This window comes from Kitasatospora sp. Ki12, assembly GCF_054601375.1.
Genome location: NZ_BAAIHT010000002.1, coordinates 2,512,119 through 2,528,969, shown reverse-complemented (window position 1 = coordinate 2,528,969; position 16,851 = coordinate 2,512,119). Strand labels below are relative to the sequence as shown.

16 protein-coding genes and 2 tRNA genes are annotated in these 16,851 nt (G+C 73.1%); 12 read left to right on the top strand and 6 right to left on the bottom strand.

Annotated features, from left to right (window positions below; all coding sequences use genetic code 11):
• The first annotated feature begins 245 nt into the window (after positions 1–245).
• From ACYP53_RS28725 to ACYP53_RS28715, 3 genes are all read left to right on the top strand, one after another.
• Positions 246–1,307 carry a chorismate-binding protein gene (locus tag ACYP53_RS28725; protein ID WP_459649550.1) on the top strand — a complete coding sequence of 354 codons (1,062 nt, stop codon included), beginning with the start codon at positions 246–248 and terminating at the stop codon, positions 1,305–1,307.
• Positions 1,308–1,340: 33 nt separating this feature from the next.
• Positions 1,341–2,171, top strand: a complete 831-nt coding sequence (locus tag ACYP53_RS28720; RefSeq protein WP_459649549.1) for an aminotransferase class IV — start codon at positions 1,341–1,343, stop codon at positions 2,169–2,171.
• Between the two features lie 105 nt (positions 2,172–2,276).
• Complete coding sequence (locus ACYP53_RS28715) at positions 2,277–3,122, top strand: GNAT family N-acetyltransferase (RefSeq protein ID WP_459649548.1); 846 nt, start codon at positions 2,277–2,279, stop codon at positions 3,120–3,122.
• Between the two features lie 7 nt (positions 3,123–3,129).
• Here ACYP53_RS28715 and ACYP53_RS28710 read toward each other — a convergent pair whose 3' ends face one another.
• The gene (locus tag ACYP53_RS28710; protein ID WP_459649547.1) at positions 3,130–3,642 is read right to left on the bottom strand and encodes a DsbA family protein; all 513 of its coding nucleotides are present in this window, start codon (positions 3,640–3,642) and stop codon (positions 3,130–3,132) included.
• 110 nt (positions 3,643–3,752) lie between these two features.
• Between ACYP53_RS28710 and ACYP53_RS28705 the strand changes: the two genes are divergently transcribed.
• A complete protein-coding gene (locus ACYP53_RS28705; protein ID WP_189920767.1) occupies positions 3,753–4,211 on the top strand; it encodes a hypothetical protein in 459 nt (152 codons plus the stop codon).
• 57 nt (positions 4,212–4,268) lie between these two features.
• Here ACYP53_RS28705 and ACYP53_RS28700 read toward each other — a convergent pair whose 3' ends face one another.
• The gene (locus ACYP53_RS28700) at positions 4,269–4,838 is read right to left on the bottom strand and encodes a CGNR zinc finger domain-containing protein (protein ID WP_189920765.1); all 570 of its coding nucleotides are present in this window, start codon (positions 4,836–4,838) and stop codon (positions 4,269–4,271) included.
• Positions 4,839–5,231: 393 nt separating this feature from the next.
• Positions 5,232–5,645, bottom strand: coding sequence for an SsgA family sporulation/cell division regulator (locus ACYP53_RS28695; protein WP_030056266.1), 414 nt, complete (start codon positions 5,643–5,645; stop codon positions 5,232–5,234).
• Positions 5,646–5,901: 256 nt separating this feature from the next.
• Here ACYP53_RS28695 and ACYP53_RS28690 point away from each other — a divergent pair, with 256 nt between their 5' ends.
• The 3 genes from ACYP53_RS28690 (at position 5,902) to ACYP53_RS28680 (ending at position 6,722) form a co-directional block, all read left to right on the top strand.
• Positions 5,902–6,291: a TIGR02611 family protein gene (locus ACYP53_RS28690; protein ID WP_459649546.1), complete on the top strand. Its 390-nt coding sequence runs from the start codon at positions 5,902–5,904 to the stop codon at positions 6,289–6,291.
• Positions 6,292–6,369: 78 nt separating this feature from the next.
• Positions 6,370–6,441, top strand: a tRNA-Val gene (locus tag ACYP53_RS28685).
• 209 nt (positions 6,442–6,650) lie between these two features.
• Positions 6,651–6,722 (top strand) — tRNA-Val (locus ACYP53_RS28680).
• Positions 6,723–6,802: 80 nt separating this feature from the next.
• On the opposite strand, the gene ACYP53_RS28675 is transcribed toward ACYP53_RS28680, so the two are convergent.
• Positions 6,803–7,570, bottom strand: a complete 768-nt coding sequence (locus tag ACYP53_RS28675) for an exonuclease domain-containing protein (protein ID WP_459649545.1) — start codon at positions 7,568–7,570, stop codon at positions 6,803–6,805.
• Between the two features lie 168 nt (positions 7,571–7,738).
• Between ACYP53_RS28675 and ACYP53_RS28670 the strand changes: the two genes are divergently transcribed.
• The 4 genes from ACYP53_RS28670 (at position 7,739) to ACYP53_RS28655 (ending at position 12,201) form a co-directional block, all read left to right on the top strand.
• The gene (locus ACYP53_RS28670) at positions 7,739–8,293 is read left to right on the top strand and encodes a DUF4365 domain-containing protein (RefSeq protein ID WP_189916592.1); all 555 of its coding nucleotides are present in this window, start codon (positions 7,739–7,741) and stop codon (positions 8,291–8,293) included.
• Between the two features lie 34 nt (positions 8,294–8,327).
• The gene (locus ACYP53_RS28665) at positions 8,328–9,491 is read left to right on the top strand and encodes a hypothetical protein (protein WP_459649544.1); all 1,164 of its coding nucleotides are present in this window, start codon (positions 8,328–8,330) and stop codon (positions 9,489–9,491) included.
• A gap of 88 nt (positions 9,492–9,579) precedes the next feature.
• Entirely contained in the window at positions 9,580–11,559 is a 1,980-nt protein-coding gene (gene thrS / locus ACYP53_RS28660) for a threonine--tRNA ligase (RefSeq protein ID WP_459649543.1), read from the top strand.
• Between the two features lie 81 nt (positions 11,560–11,640).
• Positions 11,641–12,201, top strand: a complete 561-nt coding sequence (locus tag ACYP53_RS28655) for an HIT family protein (protein WP_459649542.1) — start codon at positions 11,641–11,643, stop codon at positions 12,199–12,201.
• Positions 12,202–12,276: 75 nt separating this feature from the next.
• On the opposite strand, the gene ACYP53_RS28650 is transcribed toward ACYP53_RS28655, so the two are convergent.
• Positions 12,277–13,923, bottom strand: coding sequence for a hypothetical protein (locus ACYP53_RS28650; RefSeq protein WP_459649541.1), 1,647 nt, complete (start codon positions 13,921–13,923; stop codon positions 12,277–12,279).
• A gap of 206 nt (positions 13,924–14,129) precedes the next feature.
• On the opposite strand from ACYP53_RS28650, the gene ACYP53_RS28645 reads away from it, so the two are divergent.
• Positions 14,130–14,555 (top strand): thiol-disulfide oxidoreductase DCC family protein, encoded by a 426-nt coding sequence (locus ACYP53_RS28645; RefSeq protein ID WP_459649540.1) that lies wholly within the window; start codon positions 14,130–14,132, stop codon positions 14,553–14,555.
• Between the two features lie 32 nt (positions 14,556–14,587).
• On the opposite strand, the gene ACYP53_RS28640 is transcribed toward ACYP53_RS28645, so the two are convergent.
• Positions 14,588–16,636 carry an elongation factor G-like protein EF-G2 gene (locus tag ACYP53_RS28640; RefSeq protein WP_189916604.1) on the bottom strand — a complete coding sequence of 683 codons (2,049 nt, stop codon included), beginning with the start codon at positions 16,634–16,636 and terminating at the stop codon, positions 14,588–14,590.
• Between the last annotated feature and the right edge of the window lie 215 nt (positions 16,637–16,851).

Genomic DNA, 16,851 nt, shown 5'->3' with positions numbered 1-16,851 from the left:
CCTCCGCGTGCCGTTCCGTCAGCCACCGCGGACGGCCACCGCCCGCCACCTGCGGCGCTCCCGGACGATCATCCGCAGGCCACCCGACGCACACCCGCACGACGCCCGGAACCGCTCACACCCCGACTCCCGTCCCGGCCGCGCTCCGGCCCGTACGCCCCGTCGCACAGGCGCTCACCAGGGCCGCGCCCGCGCCCCCGACCTACACTTCAGGCACCGCCGCCCAAGCACCGCGCAGGAGAACCGTGTCCGGCCACCCCGACCCCCGCACCCCGCTCGCCCGCTTCGGCGGCCGCCTGGCCACCGGGCTGCGCGACGTCACCTCGGACCCGGCCGCCCTCGACTCCTCCGGTCACTGGGCCGTCGCCTACGACTTCGAGGGCCGGCTGACCTGCGCCCGCTTCGACCGGGTCCGCCCCGCCCCGGCCCCGCCCTCCGGCGCCGGCTGGCGCGGCCCGGACGCCGGCAGCTGGCACAGCTCCCTCGACCGCGCCGCCTACACCGCGGGCGTACGCCGCATCCGCGAGCACATAGCCGCCGGCGAGGTCTACCAGGCCAACCTCTGCCGCGTGCTGACCGCACCGCTGCCCGACCCGGACCTCAGCGACATCGACGCCCTCACCGGCCTCCTCGCCCACGGCAACCCCGCCCCCTACGCCGGCACCATCCGGCTGCCCGAGCACGGCGTCGAGATCGCCACCGCCTCGCCCGAGCTCTACCTGCGCCGCACCGGCCACACCGTCTCCTCCGGCCCGATCAAGGGCACCGGCCGCACCGAGGCCGACCTCCTCGACAAGGACCACGCCGAGAACGTGATGATCGTGGACCTGGTCCGCAACGACCTCGGCCGCGTCTGCGACACCGGCACCGTCACCGTCCCCGACCTCTGCGCCGTCGAGAAGCACCCCGGCCTGGTCCACCTGGTCTCCACCGTCGAGGGCACCCTGCGCGAGGACGCCGGCTGGCCCGAGCTCCTCGCCGCCACCTTCCCGCCCGGCTCCGTCACCGGCGCCCCCAAGTCCAGCGCCCTGCGGATCATCGACGCCCTGGAGACCGCCCCGCGCGGCCCGTACTGCGGCGCCGTCGGCTGGGTCGACGCCGACCGCGGCGAGGCCGAGCTCGCCGTCGGCATCCGCACCTTCTGGCTCGACCGGACCGACCCCGGCGCACCCCTGCTGCGCTTCGGCACCGGCGCCGGCATCACCTGGGGCTCCGACCCCGAACGCGAGTGGGCGGAAACCGAACTGAAGGCCGCCCGCCTGGTCGCGATAGCGTCGGGCAGCGAACCCGACCCGACCGGGGTATGAGCAGCACCGCCCACCGCTGAGGAGCACCCCTCCATGCACAACCGCACCACGAGCTGGGTCAACGGCAGGCTCGTCGACTCCGCCGACGCCGCCGTCTCGGTCCTCGACCACGGCCTCACCACCGGCGACGGCGTCTTCGAGACCATGAAGACCGTCGACGGCCGGGCCTTCGCGGTCACCCGGCACCTCGACCGGCTCACCCGTTCCGCCCGCGGCCTCGGCCTGCCGGACCCCGACCACGACCTGGTCCGCGAGGCCTGCGCCCAGGTCCTCGCCGCCAACCCCGCACCGCTCGGCCGCCTGCGGGTGACCTACACCGGCGGCCAGGCCCCGCTCGGCTCCGAGCGCGGCACCACCGGCCCCACCCTCGTGGTCGCCCTCGGCGCCATCAACCGCCGCCCCGACGAGACCGCCGTCGCCGTCGTCCCCTGGCGCCGCAACGAGCACAGTGCCGTCGCCGGCCTCAAGACCACCTCGTACGCCGAGAACGTCGTCGCCCTGGCCGCCGCCCACCGGGCCGGCGCCTCCGAGGCCCTGTTCGCCAACACCGCCGGCCGGCTCTGCGAAGGCACCGGCTCCAACGTCTTCGTGGTCATCGGCGGCCGCCTGCTCACCCCCGCGCTCGCCTCCGGCTGCCTGGCCGGCATCACCCGCCGGCTCGTCATCGACTGGTGCGGCGCCGAGGAGGCCGACCTCCCGCTCGACGCCCTCCAGGACGCCGAAGAGGTCTTCCTGACCTCCACCACCCGCGACGTCCAGGCCGTCACCCGCGTCGACGACCGCGAACTGCCCGGCATCGGCCCCGTCACCGCCAAGGCCATGGCCGTCTTCACCGAGCGCGCCGGCGACGACCTCGACCCGTGAACCCCACCCCGTGATCCCCGCCCCCGGGCGACGGAACCGGCCGGGTGGACGGCCCGGCGGACGGCCCCGTGGATAACCGTCCGAGCAAGGGGAAGGGAGCAGCACATGACCACCACGCTGCGCCCCGAGGGCCCGGAGACACCCATCGCGGCCGGCGGCCGCACCAGACGCTGGCGGATCCTGTCGAACGGCCACCCGGTCGGCGCGCTGCGCACCACCGCCACCCCGAACGGCGGCCAACTCTGGGGTGAGATATCCGAGTTGGAAGTCTCCGAAGCGCGCGGCCGGGGCCGGGGCACGTTCGGCGCGCTCGCCGCGGAGGAGGTGCTGCGCAGCTGGGGCTGCGTCCGGGTGGACGTCCGGATCCCCGAGCCGGCGTCGATCGCCCGCTCCCTCGCCGCCACCCTCGGCTACACCGAGCGGATGCGGACCATGAGCAAGCGCCTGACCGACGCCCCGGCGCTGCCCACCGGACTTGCCGTGCGCCCGATCGGCGCGGAAGCCCTCAGCGCCTGGCTCGACGAGGGCGCGGAGCGCTTCACCCGGGCGCTCGTCGCCTCCGGCCTCACCGAGACGCAGGCCCGCGCCAAGGTGGACGGCGGACGGCGGCACCGGCTGCCGGAGGGTGTCGGGGCCCCGGGCGTCGTCCTCAGCAGCCTGTACGGCGCCGACGGCGGGCCCGGCCCGTACGGCTCGATCTGGCTGGCCCTGCACCTGCGCGACCTGCCGGACGGCGAACCGCTCGCCTGGGTGATGGTGGTCGAGGTGTCCCCGGCCCACCGGGGCCGGGGACACGGCCGCACCCTGATGCTGCTCGCCGAGCGGGAGTGCCTCGCCGCCGGCGTGCGCAACCTCGGCCTCAACGTCTTCGCCGACAACGCCGTCGCCGTCCGGCTCTACGGCTCGCTCGGCTACCGGGTCACCGAACGCCTCTACGGCAAGGCGCTCTGACGTGCCGTCAGGACGTCTTCGCCGCCTCGACGGCCGCCTCGACGACGGCCTCGATCCGCTCCCGGAGCCCCTCCTGGCTCTTCCCGCCGTCCAGCCGCTCGCGGCCGATCACGTACGTCGGCGTGCCGGTGACCCCGATCGCCTTCCCCTCGGCCTGGTCGGCGTCGACGGTCAGCATGTGCCGGCCGTCGATCAGCGCGGTGTCGACCTCCTCGACGTCCGCCCCGACCTCCCGGGCGACGTCCAGCAGCACCTGCTGCCCGCGCGCGTCCAGCTCCTCGACCCTGGCCAGCAGCGCCTCGACGAACGGCCAGCCCAGGCCCTGGGCGAACGCCTCCTCGGCGGCCTCGGCGGCGGCGTAGGCGTGCTTGTGCTTCTCCAGCGGGAAGTGCCGCAGCTCCACGGACAGGGCGTCGCCGTACCGGGCGCGCAGCGCCCGGACGTCGTCCAGCGCGGTGCGGCAGTCCGGGCACTGGAGGTCGCACCAGAACTCGAGGCGGGGGAGGGAACCATCGATCATTCCCCCAGTGTTCCACTAGTGGGCGCCCGCTCCGGCCGGCGGTGCGTCCGAGGCCGGACCGACAGGGAGGCACCGATGACCGGGACGAACGGACGCGAAGGGGTGGCCCCGTGCTGAGCGCGGCGATCAGCTTCATCCTCACGGCGGGCGGGGTGGCCGTCGCGGGCCTGCGGGCCTACAAGCGGCGCTTCCTCTCGGCGACCCGCTGGTTCGCGGTCGCCCTGCTGCCCGCCGGCCTCTACCTGACCGGCCTGTTCCCGCTGGCGAGCACGATCGGCCGGGCCTTCACCGACTGGGCGGCCAAGCTGGTCTTCGACCCCCGGGTGTGGGTGGGTGTCGTGCTGCTCGGCGTCTCCGCCGCGCTGCTGGTCACCACCCGCTGGGTGGGCCGCCGCGGCAGCGCCGTGGAGGGCGCGCCCGAGCGCCCCGCCGCCGCGGGCCCGGCGCCCGAGCGCCCGGCGGTGGCCCCGGCGCCCAAGGCCCCGAAGAAGCAGGCCGGGGGCAAGCGCGAGGACGGCCTGGGCGACTTCGCCGACATCGAGGAGATCCTCCGCAAGCGCGGGATCTGACCGGGGGCCGAGCGCGGGATCTGACCGAGGGCCGCGCCCAGCGGCCCGACGTGGCGCTCAGGCGGAGGGAACGGACTCCGCCGAGCGCTGCCGCGCCCGGTAGGCGGCGACGTGCAGCCGGTTGCCGCAGGTACGGCTGTCGCAGTAGCGCCGCGAGCGGTTGCGGGAGAGGTCGACGAAGACCCGCGCGCAGTCCGGTGCCTCGCACCGGCGCAGCCGCTCCCGCTCGCCCGCCATCAGGATGAAGGCCAGCGCCATGCCCAGCTCGGCCGCCAGGTGGTCGCCGAGCGCGGCGTGCGGCGCGAAGTAGTGGATGTGCCAGTCGTGGCCGTCGTGGTCGGTGAGCCGGGGCGTCGTGCCGGCGGCCGCGACGATCGCGTTGACCAGCTCGGCGGCGGCCGCGGTGGACTCCATCGCGAAGACCTCGCGCAGCTTGGTGCGCAGCTCGTGCACCCGGTGCAGGTCGTCCTCGGTCAGCGAGTCGATCTCGCTGATCTCCTGGCGGACCACGAAGGCGTCGAGCGCGGCGACGTCCGGCAGCCGCTCGGCGCCGCACACCTCGGGCGCGGTGTTGAGCAGTTCCACGAGGATGCTCAGCGCGCACTCGGTGTCATGGGTGATCAGCACGTTGGGGGCTCCTCGCGCAGGGGGACTCCGATACCCCGCGTCCACGGTTACCCCCAGACCATACCGGGCCTTGTGCCGTAAGGGCGGCGCCTTCTTTCGAAAGCGTGTACGGATCCCGTCAGAGCGTCCGAAACCGGGCACCGCCGGGCCCTCGGAGCCCCACAAAGACATCGGCGCCCGGCATCGGGGCCGGCCACCCGCTTGGGTGGCCGGCCCCGATGCCGGGCGCTCGCGGTGCCGCGGACCCGCTCCGGTGGGAGCGGGCCGTCCACCGGCCCCGAGACCGCGTCGTGCGCGGCTGAGTCCGCTGCCGTGCCCCCGAGTAGGACGGCTGCGATGACGGCAGGGGGTGCGGCCCCGCCGTCGGCGGGGCTTGACCGCCTCCGGTCGAGTTCAGCTTTCGGCGAGGATGTGGGACAGCTCCCGGTCGAGGTCGAAGTGGCGGTGTTCGGTGCCGGGTGGCACCGCGGCGTCCGTCCGCTTGAGGAACGACTCAAGCGCGCGGGCAGGGGCCTCCAGCAGCGCTTCTCCTTCCGGAGAGCTCAACGCGATGCAGACCACCCCTTGCCCGTGACTGCGCGACGGCCACACCCGGACGTCGCCGGTACCGGTGGGTCGGTGCAGCCCCTCCGCGAGGAGATCTCGGGCGAACACCCACTCCACGGTCTCGTCGGCGCCCGTGTGGAACGTGGCGTGCACGGCGTAGGGGTCGGCGGTGTCGTAGCGCAGGCCCGCGGGGACGGGCAGTGAGGACTCGCTGGACACGATGAGGCGCAGGTGCAGCTCGCAGCTGACCGTGGTGTTCATAAGCGCCATGGCCTTTCGCTCAGTGTGCGCTCGGGGAATCGCACGTCGGCGAACGGACCATCCCACCCCCAAGACCGATGTAAACCCCTCTGTCCCGATTCGGGCGCGAGTCGTACCCCTTACGGCGCATTGCGGAATCGTCCCGGTGCGGCCGGGCCGGGCATTACCGAGGCACTTCTTGGTTAGTTTCCTGGCATGACTGTGCGAAACGACAAGACGGGCGGGAACACGAGAACGGGTGAAGGTCTCCATCCGGATGACGCGGCGGGCAAGGGCGGCCGGCTCCCGGGCCCCGGCCTTCGTGCGCCGCTCCCCGGCGCTGCACCGGGCCTGGCAGGCGGCGGTCTTCCTGGCCGGCCTGGTGGTGGTCGGGCTCGGGGTGGTCATGCTGCCGATGCCAGGCCCCGGCTGGGTGGTGATCTTCCTGGGCATGGGGATCTGGGCCACCGAGTTCGCCTGGGCCCGGCTGGTCCTGAGCTGGACCCGCCGCAAGGTGGCGGAGGCGGCCCAGCGGGCCCTGGACCCCAGGGTGCGCCGCCGCAACCTGACGATCACCGCGATCGGGCTGGCCGTCCTCGCCGGCGCGGGCGGCTGGTACTTCGCCCGCTACGGCCTGGCCGTCCCCTGGCGGCTGAGTGAGAGCTGAGCGGCCGGGCTCGGGCCGGGGGAGCCGGGAGGGTGTTCGGACCACCCTCCTGGATGCGGTAATGTTTTCCCTGCACCCGGGCGATTAGCTCAGCGGGAGAGCACTTCGTTCACACCGAAGGGGTCACTGGTTCGATCCCAGTATCGCCCACCGGAATGCATTGTGATACGTGAGGCCCAGCCGATTATCGGCTGGGCCTCACGTGTATTTCCGGAATCCGCCTGAAGGGCCGTCGGTAATCGCCTGAGGCACAGTCACCTTCCGCGCCCGGCGCGAGTTCTGCGGATGCGTCGGCGCACCCCCGGAAGGGCGAGTTGTACGACGACCCCCGAATGGTGCTAGAGTTCATCTCGTTGCCCGGGCGATTAGCTCAGCGGGAGAGCACTTCGTTCACACCGAAGGGGTCACTGGTTCGATCCCAGTATCGCCCACCGGACAGCACGCAGGCCCTGACCAGGAAATCGGTCAGGGCCTGCGGCGCGTTCGGGCCCGATGCCGTCGGAACCGCCCGCTACGCCGCCGCCTCGCAGCCGTGCTCCGGCTCCAGCCGGCGCCCGCAGCCGCACCGGGCCGGCCGCAACGGCCAGGAGAGGTCCACCCGCTCCGCCACCCCCGAGCGGTCGAACCAGCTCTGCAGCCCGCGCGCCTGCGCCGCGTGCCAGACCGCCTGCCGCAGGTGCAGCTCCGCCGCCGTCAGGTCGCCGAGCGCCGCCGGGTAGCGGGCGCCTATTCGGCGGGTCAGCGCCAGCGCCGCCGCCGCGTCCGCCGCCGCCTCGTGCGCCCCGGTCAGCTCCACCCCGTAGTGGGCGCACAGGTCGGTCAGCGTCCGGCGGCCCTTGCGGTAGCGGTCCACGTGCTTGTCCAGCACCCGCGGATCCAGCACCAGCAGCCCGGCCGCCTCCAGGCCGCCGATCAGCGTCAGCCCGTGGTGCCGGCGCAACTCCCGGTCCAGCAGCGTCAGGTCGTACGGCGCGTTCATCACCACCACCGGACGGCCGGCCCGCGCCTGCGCCGCCAGCGCGCGGGTGACCTCCGCCACCACCGTGCGGGCGGGCCGGCCGTGCAGCCGGACCTGTTCGTCGGTGATGCCGTGCACCGCACGGGCGCCGTCCGGGATCGGGACGCCCGGATCGGCGAGCCAGGTGGTGGTCCGCACCGGTGCGCCCGGGGCGAGTTGGACGACCAGGGCGGCCGAGACGATCCGGTCGTTCTCCACGTCCACGCCGGTGGTCTCGGTGTCGAAGGAGGCGAGTGGGCCGGTGTACCAGTGCTGCTGCATGACTGCCCCTCAGGCGTGCGTTCCGCGCCCGGTTGATACCCGGTTCTGACGCTCCTTCAACCCGTTTGGCCCAGGCGGGACCGGGGATCCTGCCCTTGACTGTCCCGTTCGAATCGACCCGCCCGTTCGAATCCGGACGGGCCCGGAGCCGGGGGAGGCCACGGGGCGATGGCACTGACACAGCCGCAGCCCGACGAGGCGGCGGCCGTCCTGCGGGGGAACCTCGCGGTCACCGCCTGCATGGAGACGCTGCAGGTCGGCTACCTGCACGCGGTCGCCGCGGCGGCCGGCTGCTCGCTCTCCCAGCCGTTCCCGGACAACGGCATCGACTGGCAGGTCAACCACGGCTCCCGGGCGCACGAGGTGGACGACGAGGTCACCATCAAGATCCAGCTCAAGGCCACCCAGCAGATCGCCCCCGACCCGGCCGGCCGGTTCTTCAGCTTCACCCTGGACAACGACCACCTGCGCAAGCTCGCCCGCTCCCGGGTCGCCGTGCCCCGGATCCTGGTCGTGATGCTGCTGCCGAGCCGGGTCGACCACTGGCTCCGGGCCCGCCCGGACGCCCTGGAGCTGCGGCACTGCTGCTACTGGGTCAACCTGGCCGGCCACCCGGTCACCGGGCAGCGGCGGACCAACGTCCGGGTGCCCACCGACAAGGTCTTCGACGACCGCGCGCTCTGCGACATCATGGCCCGGGTCGGCGCGGGCGGAAGCCCGTGACCGCGCCCGGCCCCCACAGCGAGGAGCCGACCCCATGACACCGCCGTACGAACCGGGCGAGCCGCCCCGGGCCCTGCCCGACCCGGCCACCGTGGACCCCGCGGTGCTGGCCACCCTGCTCGCCCGGCACGGCTGGGTCCGCCGGGGCGGCCCGGCCGCCCGCTACGGTCGCTGGACCCCGCCCGACGGCGAACCCGGCACCAGCCTCCTGGTCCCGGCCGGGGAGGGATTCGACGACGCCGTCGACCTCCTCGCCGACGCCGTCACCGCGCTCTCCCGCTCCCGCACCCCCTCCGCCCGCTCGATCCTGCTCGCCCTCGCCGTGCCGGGCGACGAACTGCGCTGGCGCCGCGAAGCCCCCGGCCCCGCCGAGGCCACCCCCTGGGACGACGCCGAGCGGCTCCGGCAGGCCGCGCGCGGGATGCTCGCCGCCGGGGCCAAGGCCGCCCGCACCAGGGCCGCCTACTTCGGCGCCCGGCTGGACGGCCCCGCCGGGGACTTCCTGGACCGCGTCCTCGTGGTCGAACAGGGCGCCGCCCTCACCGCCTACACCCCCGCCCCCGAGGGCCGGGCCGCCGTCACCACCCTGGTGCGCGCCCTGGAGGCGCTGCGCGACGCGGTCGACTACCGCCGGGTCAGCGGCGGGCCCGAGGCCTTCGAGAACGCCGTCCAGGCCGGGGTCAGCCGGGAGCTCGTGCAGTCCGTCGAGGAGCTCGTGCGCGGTACGACGGCGGCCCGGCTCACCGTCGCCTGGTCGCCCGCCGCCGGGACACCGGGCGGCTTCGGGGACCGCCGGGTCGTCCTCGACTTCTCGCCCGGCGACCTGCCCGCCCTCACCGAGGCCGCCGAACTGCTGGAACGGATCGAACCCGCCGTCGCCGTCACCGTGGTCGGCGTGGTCACCCGGCTCAAGCGCGCCGACCCGGCCGGACCGGGCTCGGTACGGCTGCGGGTGCTCGGCGGCGCCGAGGTCCGCGAGCTCAAGCTCCGGCTGCCCGACCCCGACTACCGGCTCGCCGCCGAGGCCCACCTGGCCGGCCTCCCGGTCCGGGTCTCCGGCCGGCTGGAGCGGCACGGCGGCTTCCGTCGGCTGACCCGCCCGCACGGGCTGGAGCTGTGCGGCTGGGAGGAAGGGGACCGCGAGCGACTGCTGAAGGCGCTCGGGGAGGGGCCGGAAGAAGGGGGAGCAGGGGCGTAGGTGGACGGCGGGGGCGGCGCTCTCGGTACCATCGTCACGCGCAGCGCAGTGTTGCGTCCTCTGAAATCCAGCACGTCAGGAGAGACCGGTGACGGACGTCCGGGTAATCATCAGCCGCGAACCCGATCGGGAAGAGCGCGTGGTGACGACGGGCACCACGGCCGCCGAGCTCTTCGCCGACGACCGCTCGATCATCGCCGCCCGCGTCGGCGGCCAGCTCAAGGACCTCGCCTACGCCGTCCAGGACGGCGACGAGGTCGAGCCGGTCGAGATCGGCAGCAAGGACGGCCTCGACATCCTGCGCCACTCCACCGCGCACGTCATGGCCCAGGCCGTGCAGCAGCTCTACCCCGAGGCCAAGCTGGGCATCGGCCCGCCGGTCAAGGACGGCTTCTACTACGACTTCGACGTCGAGAAGCCCTTCCACCCCGATGACCTCAAGGCCATCGAGAAGAAGATGCAGGAGATCATCAAGCGCGGGCAGAAGTTCTCCCGCCGCGTGGTCACCGACGAGTCCGCCCGCGAGGAGCTGGCCGCCGAGCCGTACAAGCTCGAACTGATCGGCCTCAAGGGCTCCGCCGCCACCGCCGGCGAGGGTGCCGACGTCGAGGTCGGCACCGGCGAGCTCACCATCTACGACAACCTGGACGCCAAGAGCGGCGAGCAGTGCTGGGGCGACCTCTGCCGCGGCCCGCACCTGCCCAGCACCCGCCACATCCCGGCGTTCAAGCTGATGCGCAACGCGTCCGCCTACTGGCGCGGCAGCGAGAAGAACCCGCAGTTGCAGCGCATCTACGGCACCGCCTGGCCGACCAAGGACGAGCTGAAGGCCCACCTCGACTTCCTGGTCGAGGCCGAGAAGCGCGACCACCGCAAGCTCGGCAACGAGCTGGACCTCTTCTCCATCCCCGAGGAGATCGGCTCCGGCCTCGCCGTCTTCCACCCCAAGGGCGGCATCATCCGCCGGGCCATGGAGGACTACTCGCGCAAGCGGCACGAGGAAGAGGGCTACGAGTTCGTCTACACCCCGCACGCCACCAAGGGGAAGCTCTTCGAGAAGAGCGGCCACCTCGACTGGTACGCGGACGGTATGTACCCGCCCATGCAGCTCGACGAGGGCGTGGACTACTACCTCAAGCCGATGAACTGCCCGATGCACAACCTGATCTTCGACGCGCGCGGCCGCTCGTACCGTGAACTGCCGCTGCGCCTCTTCGAGTTCGGGACGGTGTACCGCTACGAGAAGTCCGGCGTGGTGCACGGCCTGACCCGGGCCCGCGGCTTCACGCAGGACGACGCCCACATCTACTGCACCCGCGAGCAGATGGCGGAGGAGCTCGACTCCACGCTGACCTTCGTGCTCAACCTGCTCCGCGACTACGGTCTGACCGACTTCTACCTGGAGCTGTCGACCAAGGACCCGGTCAAGTACGTCGGGTCGGATGAGACCTGGGAGGAGGCCACCGCCGTCCTGGCGGCCGTGGCCGAGAAGCAGGGCCTGCCGCTGGTGCCGGACCCGGGCGGCGCGGCCTTCTACGGCCCGAAGATCTCGGTGCAGGCGCGCGACGCCATCGGCCGAACCTGGCAGATGAGCACCATCCAGCTCGACTTCAACCTGCCCGAGCGCTTCGACCTCGAGTACACCGCGGCGGACGGCTCGCGCCAGCGGCCGGTCATGATCCACCGCGCGCTGTTCGGCTCGATCGAGCGCTTCTTCGCGGTGCTGCTGGAGCACTACGCCGGCGCCATGCCGCCGTGGCTGGCCCCGGTCACCGTGACCGGCATCCCGATCACCGACGAGCACGTGCCGTACCTGCTGGAGGTCGCGGCCGAGCTGAAGAAGCAGGGGATCCGGGTCGAGGTGGACACCTCGGACGACCGGATGCAGAAGAAGATCCGCAACGCCCAGAAGACCAAGGTCCCGTTCATGCTGATCGCCGGCAACGACGACGTCGAGGCGGGTGCGGTCTCCTTCCGCTACCGCAACGGCGAGCAGAAGAACGGCGTCCCGGTCGCGGACGCCGTCGCGGAGATCGTGGACGCGGTGAAGAACCGGATCCAGGTCTGATCCGGTAGCACGACCGTCACGCGCGGGGCAGGCTCTCGATGAGTCTGCCCCGCGCGGCTTTGCATCCACCGTCGGGCGAATATGCTGATCAGCATGACGACTGAGCCGGAACTGCAGCGGGGCGTCGGGGAGCCGGACGGCTTCCGCCGCCTGTGGACCCCCCATCGGATGGCGTACATCCAGGGTGAGAACAAGCCCACCGGCCCGGCTCCGGACGACGGTTGTCCGTTCTGCTCGATCCCGTCGCTGAGCGACGAGGACGGGCTGGTCGTCGCCCGGGGGAGCGCGGTGTTCGCGGTGCTGAACCTGTACCCGTACAACGGGGGGCACCTCATGGTGGTCCCGTACCGGCACGTGGCCGACTACACCGAGCTGGACGGGGCGGAGACGGCCGAGCTGGCGGACTTCACCAAGAAGGCGATGACGGCGCTGCGGGCGGCCTCCGGGGCGCACGGGTTCAACATCGGGATGAACCAGGGCACGGCGGCCGGTGCCGGGATCGCGGCGCACCTGCACCAGCACCTGGTGCCGCGCTGGGGCGGGGACACCAACTTCATGCCGGTGGTCGGCCACACCAAGGTGCTGCCGCAGCTGCTGGCGGACACCCGGAAGATGCTGGCCGAGGTCTGGCCGCAGGGCTGACCCCAGGCATGCGAAGGGGCCCGTCACCGAGGAGATCGGTGGCGGGCCCCTTCGTCCGTCCGGCGCCGGCCGGGCTCAGCCGGCGTTGAAGGTGTCGACGTCGTACGGCCGGGGGCTCTGCGCCTCGGACTTGATGATCGAGGTGCGGGTCTTGAAGAAGCGGTCGGCGTCGAGGTCGTGCTCCCGGAGGAACTCCAGGGTGGCGGTGTGGACGGCGTTGAGCACCGGGACGGAGGCGTTCATGGCGTTGTCGACCATGGAGCGGTTGTCCCAGGCACGGCCGGCCCAGACGTGCCGCAGGCCGAACGGCTCGGGCAGGCCGAGCCCGCCGCCGAGCCAGCCGAGCAGGCCGGGCATCCGGTAGAAGGGGGCGCGGACGGCCTGGCGGACGACCTCGTCGTTGTCGATCAGGGGGAGCTTGATGGTGCGCTCCTCCCAGAACTTCACGGTCTTGGAGACCGTCTTCTCCTTGTCCTTCGGCTTGTCGAAGAAGACGCCCTTGACCGGGCCGAGCGCGTAGCCGGCGACCGAGATGTTCAGCACGTCGGCGAGCAGGGTCACCGTGATGGTGAAGGTGAGGACCAGCTTGCCGTCGTGGGTGATGAACTGGGTGGCGAGGTAGTGCCGGGGGCCGCCGGAGAAGGTCTGCTTGTCGGCGATGCTCTGGACGGCGAAGTCGCGCATCCGGTCGCCGTCCATGTCAGCGTTGCCGGGGCGGCTGATCTCGTCGGCGCCCTCGCCGATGTCGAAGACCACCCACTGCTTGATGGTGACGTTGGGCATGCCGCTGTTGGCGACATGGCTGATTCCGAGGCCCTTGAGGTGGGAGGAGATCCGGCGGATCAGGTCCCAGGGGTGGAAGGCCCGGAAGTCGGCGTGGCCCTCGGCGGGGTGGAGGGTGTCGGCGAGGCGCCACTCGCCCCAGCGGCGGCCGGCGCCGAGGATGCCCTTGGGGCCGGCGTAGTGGTGGACGTTGGTCTCCTGCTCGCCGTCCAGGCGGCCGAGCTTGTCGCGCAGCGCGGTGGCCTTCTTGTCGAGGTCGTCGCGGGGGACGGCCTTGGCGACGGTGGCGGCGACGGCGGAGCCCTCGACCAGGGACTGCCAGCGGCCCCGCAGGTCCTTGGCGGAGCGCTCGACGATCCGGCGGGCGAGGTACCAGCCGATGACCGGGGCGAGCATGGTGACCCGCAGGTAGACGCCGAGGACGCCGGCGGCCGGCGGGCGCAGCACCAGGAAGACGGCGAGGGCGGCGGCCAGGGCGAGCACGATTCCGCCGTAGGCCGCGGCGTTCTTGGGGTTGTCCCGCTTGAGCCAGGCGCGCACCTGGAAGGCGGCGAGCCAGAGCAGGGTGCCGGGGAGGAAGAGCGCGCCGGTGACGAGGGTGACGGTGGTGAGCTGCCGGTCACGGGTGTTGCGCAGTTCCTCGGCGGCGAGGCAGTGTTCGACGACCTGGCGGGTGTCGACGCCGAAGGCGGGGACGATGGGTTTGCGCTCCCCGCCGAGGGCGCGCGAGACCAGGGCCTTGCTGAAGGCCTCGCCGAGGTTGGGGCGGAAGAGGGCGAAGCGGCCCTTCTTCTCCTTGGCGTCGGTGACGGCCGTGACGAAGCCGCCGATCTCGCCGTCGCGGTACGCGGCCGAGGAGAGCGCCTGGGTGACGGCGGTCTGCGGGCCGGCGTCGGTCCGGGGTATCTGCGCACCCGGGGTCATGTCGAGTGTGGTCACGGTGGCGTCCCCTCCTCCCCTTGTCAGCGGCAGGTTACCGTGCTGCGGCACCCCCGCGCGGATGATCGTCTGAAGTACCGTCACGATCGAGCCGCACCGGGCCCGGGAGGCATGATGCCCATGTTCGGGCAGGTCGATACCCGCGGGAGCGGGTCGGTGTGGGGTGGAGGAGGATGGTGGGTGGAGGCGAGGAAAGGGGAACCGCTGTGAAGGATCCGGTGCTGGTCTTCGACGGGGACTGCGCGTTCTGTTCGTCGTGCGTGCGGTGGGGGGAGCGGTACCTGCGGCAGACCTTGGCCTCGGGGGGCTGGGAGCCGGTGGCGTTCCAGTTCGCGGACCTCGACGCCCTGGACGCGCGGGCCGGCGGCCGGGGTGAGGTGTCGGCGGAGCGGGCGGAGCGCGAGGTGCTGTGGGTGACGCCGGCCGGGCGGGTTTACGGGGGCGCGCAGGCGGTCGCGCGGCTGCTGATGCGCTCCGGCGGGGTGTGGGCGTACCTGGGCGCGGTGTTGACGCTGGCGCCGGTGCGGCCGGTGGCGGGTCTGGCCTACCGGTGGGTGGCGCGCAACCGGCACCGGATGCCGGGGGGTACGGCGGCCTGTGCGCTGCCCGACCGCGGCGTCGGCCGGGCGTAGGTGCGGGTAAGTCCGGTCGTCCGTACGGTCGTTCAGCCGGTGTGGCGCTCGGCCAGGGCGGCCGGCATGGGTTCGTGGCGCAGGTAGGCGCGGGTGAACTCGGCGGTGCCGTGGGTGAGGGCGCGCAGGTCGACCGGGTAGCGGGTGAGTTCGAGCTCGGGGACCTCGGCGCGCAGCAGGGTGAGGCCGGGGCCGCCGGTCTCGGTGCCGAGGACGCGGCCGCGCCGGGCGGAGAGGTCGCCGAGGACGGCGCCGAGGTAGTCGTCGGGCGCCAGGACGCTGACGGCGGCGACGGGTTCGAGCAGGCGGATGACGGCGTGTTCGGCGGCGTCGCGCAGGGCGAGGGCGGCGGCGTTCTGGAAGGACGCGTCGGAGGAGTCGACGGAGTGGGCCTTGCCGTCGGTGAGGGTGACCCGGACGTCGACGAGCGGGTAGCCGGTGGAGACGCCCTTGGCGAGCTGGGCGCGGACGCCCTTCTCGACCGAGGGGATGAAGTGCTTGGGGACGGCGCCGCCGACGACGTGTTCCTGGAACTCGAAGCCGGAGCCGGCCGGGAGGGGTTCGACCTCCAGGTCGCAGATGGCGTACTGGCCGTGGCCGCCGGACTGTTTGACGAGCCGGCCGTGGCCGGCGGCGGCGGTGCCGAAGGTCTCGCGCAGGGCGACCTTGGGTTCGACGGTGTCGACGTGGACGCCGTGGCGGCTGCGCAGCCGGTCGAGGACGACTTCGGCGTGGGCCTCGCCGGTGCACCAGAGGACGAGCTGGTGGGTGTCCGGGTTCTGTTCGAGGCGTAGCGCCGGGTCCTCGGCGGCGAGGCGGGTGAGGGCCTGGGAGAGCTTGTCGTCGTCGGCCTTGCTGTGGGCTTCGACGGCGATCGGGAGCAGCGGCTCGGGGAGGGTCCAGCCGTCGAGTTCGACGGGGTGTCCGGGGTCGTGGACGGTGTCGCCGGCCCGGGCGGTGGTGAGTTTGGCGGCGCAGACGAAGTCGCCGGCGACGGCGTGCGGGACGGGGCGCTGGAGTTTGCCGAAGGGGCTGGTGAGCGCGGTGACGCGTTCGTCGCCGTTCTGGTCGGCGGTGTGGGCGGGGCCGACCAGGTGGATCTTGGTGTCGGGGCGCAGGGTGCCGGCGTACACGCGCAGCAGGCTGATCCGGCCGACGTAGGCGTCGCCGGTGACGCGGACGACCTGGGCGGCGAGCGGGGCGTCGGGGTCGCAGTCGGGGCCGGGGCGGGTGCGTTCGGTGGGGTCGGGGAAGGTGTGCGCGATGAGGTCGAGGAGTTCGGCGGCGCCGAGGCCGTTGTCGCTGGTGGGGACGGCGGGGTGGAGGGCGCAGTCGAGGACTTCGCGGCGCAGGCCGGCTTCGAGGGAGTCGGCGTCGAGGGTGTCGCCGGCGAGGTAGCGCTCCATGAGGGTGTCGTCCTGGCCGGAGATGGCCTCGACGAGGCTGTCGTGGGCGGGGCCGGTGTCGGGGAGGGGGGTGGCGTCGCCGTAGGTGTCGCCGGTGAGCAGGTCGACGCTGCCGTCGGGCCGGCCGTCGTGGAGGACGGGCAGGAACAGCGGGCGGAGGGTGTCCGGGCCGAGTTCGAAGGCGTCGTGGCAGGTGGTGAGGATGTCGTCGAAGCCGGTGCGGGCGAGGTCGAGCTTGGCGACGGCGATGGCCCGGGGGATGCCCTCGGCGGCGCATTCGCGCCACAGGGCGCGGGTGGGGGCGGTGACCGGGTCGGTGGCGGAGACGACGAAGACGGCGGCGTCGGCGGCGTGCAGGGCGGCGCGCAGGTCGGCGCCGAAGTCGGGGTGGCCGGGCGGGTCGATCAGGTTGATCTTGACGCCCTTCCATTCGAGCGGCAGGAGCGCGAGCTGGACGGAGCGCTGCTGCTGGTGCTCGATGGGTTCGTGGTCGGAGACGGTGGTGCCGTCGGTGACGCGGCCGGCGCGGCCGGTGGCGCCGGCCGCGTGGGCGAGGGATTCGGCGAGGGTGGTCTTTCCCACACCGCTGGAGCCGATGAGGACGACGTTGCGCAGGTCCCGGGGGCCGGTGACGGCGGGCGCCTGGCCGGCTCGTGCCGTGCTGCGGTCGGGCATCGGGGTCTCCTCCCGTAGCGCCGAGGCTGTCCATCGCAGTCTAGGGTCGGGTCCTGTCCGGGCGCGTGCCGTGCGGCTGACCGGGGTACGTGTCGTACGGCCGGCCGGTGACCGTACGTGTGCGTGTCGTGGCGGGGCGGCGTCCGGCGGTGCGTGCGGTCGAGCGTGTCGTCGGCGTGGCTACGATGGGTGCGCCGGGCGGGCTGATCCGTCGG

What these genes read in the sequence shown, in the direction of transcription:
- ACYP53_RS28720 (WP_459649549.1), top strand. Translation starts at nt 1,341, where the DNA reads ATGCACAACCGCACCACGAGCTGGGTCAACGGCAGGCTCGTCGACTCC.
- ACYP53_RS28715 (WP_459649548.1), top strand. Translation starts at nt 2,277, where the DNA reads ATGACCACCACGCTGCGCCCCGAGGGCCCGGAGACACCCATCGCGGCC.
- ACYP53_RS28710 (WP_459649547.1), bottom strand. Translation starts at nt 3,642, where the DNA reads ATGATCGATGGTTCCCTCCCCCGCCTCGAGTTCTGGTGCGACCTCCAG.
- ACYP53_RS28695 (WP_030056266.1), bottom strand. Translation starts at nt 5,645, where the DNA reads ATGAACACCACGGTCAGCTGCGAGCTGCACCTGCGCCTCATCGTGTCC.
- ACYP53_RS28690 (WP_459649546.1), top strand. Translation starts at nt 5,902, where the DNA reads ATGACGCGGCGGGCAAGGGCGGCCGGCTCCCGGGCCCCGGCCTTCGTG.
- ACYP53_RS28675 (WP_459649545.1), bottom strand. Translation starts at nt 7,570, where the DNA reads ATGCAGCAGCACTGGTACACCGGCCCACTCGCCTCCTTCGACACCGAG.
- ACYP53_RS28670 (WP_189916592.1), top strand. Translation starts at nt 7,739, where the DNA reads ATGGCACTGACACAGCCGCAGCCCGACGAGGCGGCGGCCGTCCTGCGG.
- ACYP53_RS28665 (WP_459649544.1), top strand. Translation starts at nt 8,328, where the DNA reads ATGACACCGCCGTACGAACCGGGCGAGCCGCCCCGGGCCCTGCCCGAC.
- ACYP53_RS28655 (WP_459649542.1), top strand. Translation starts at nt 11,641, where the DNA reads ATGCTGATCAGCATGACGACTGAGCCGGAACTGCAGCGGGGCGTCGGG.
- ACYP53_RS28640 (WP_189916604.1), bottom strand. Translation starts at nt 16,636, where the DNA reads ATGCCCGACCGCAGCACGGCACGAGCCGGCCAGGCGCCCGCCGTCACC.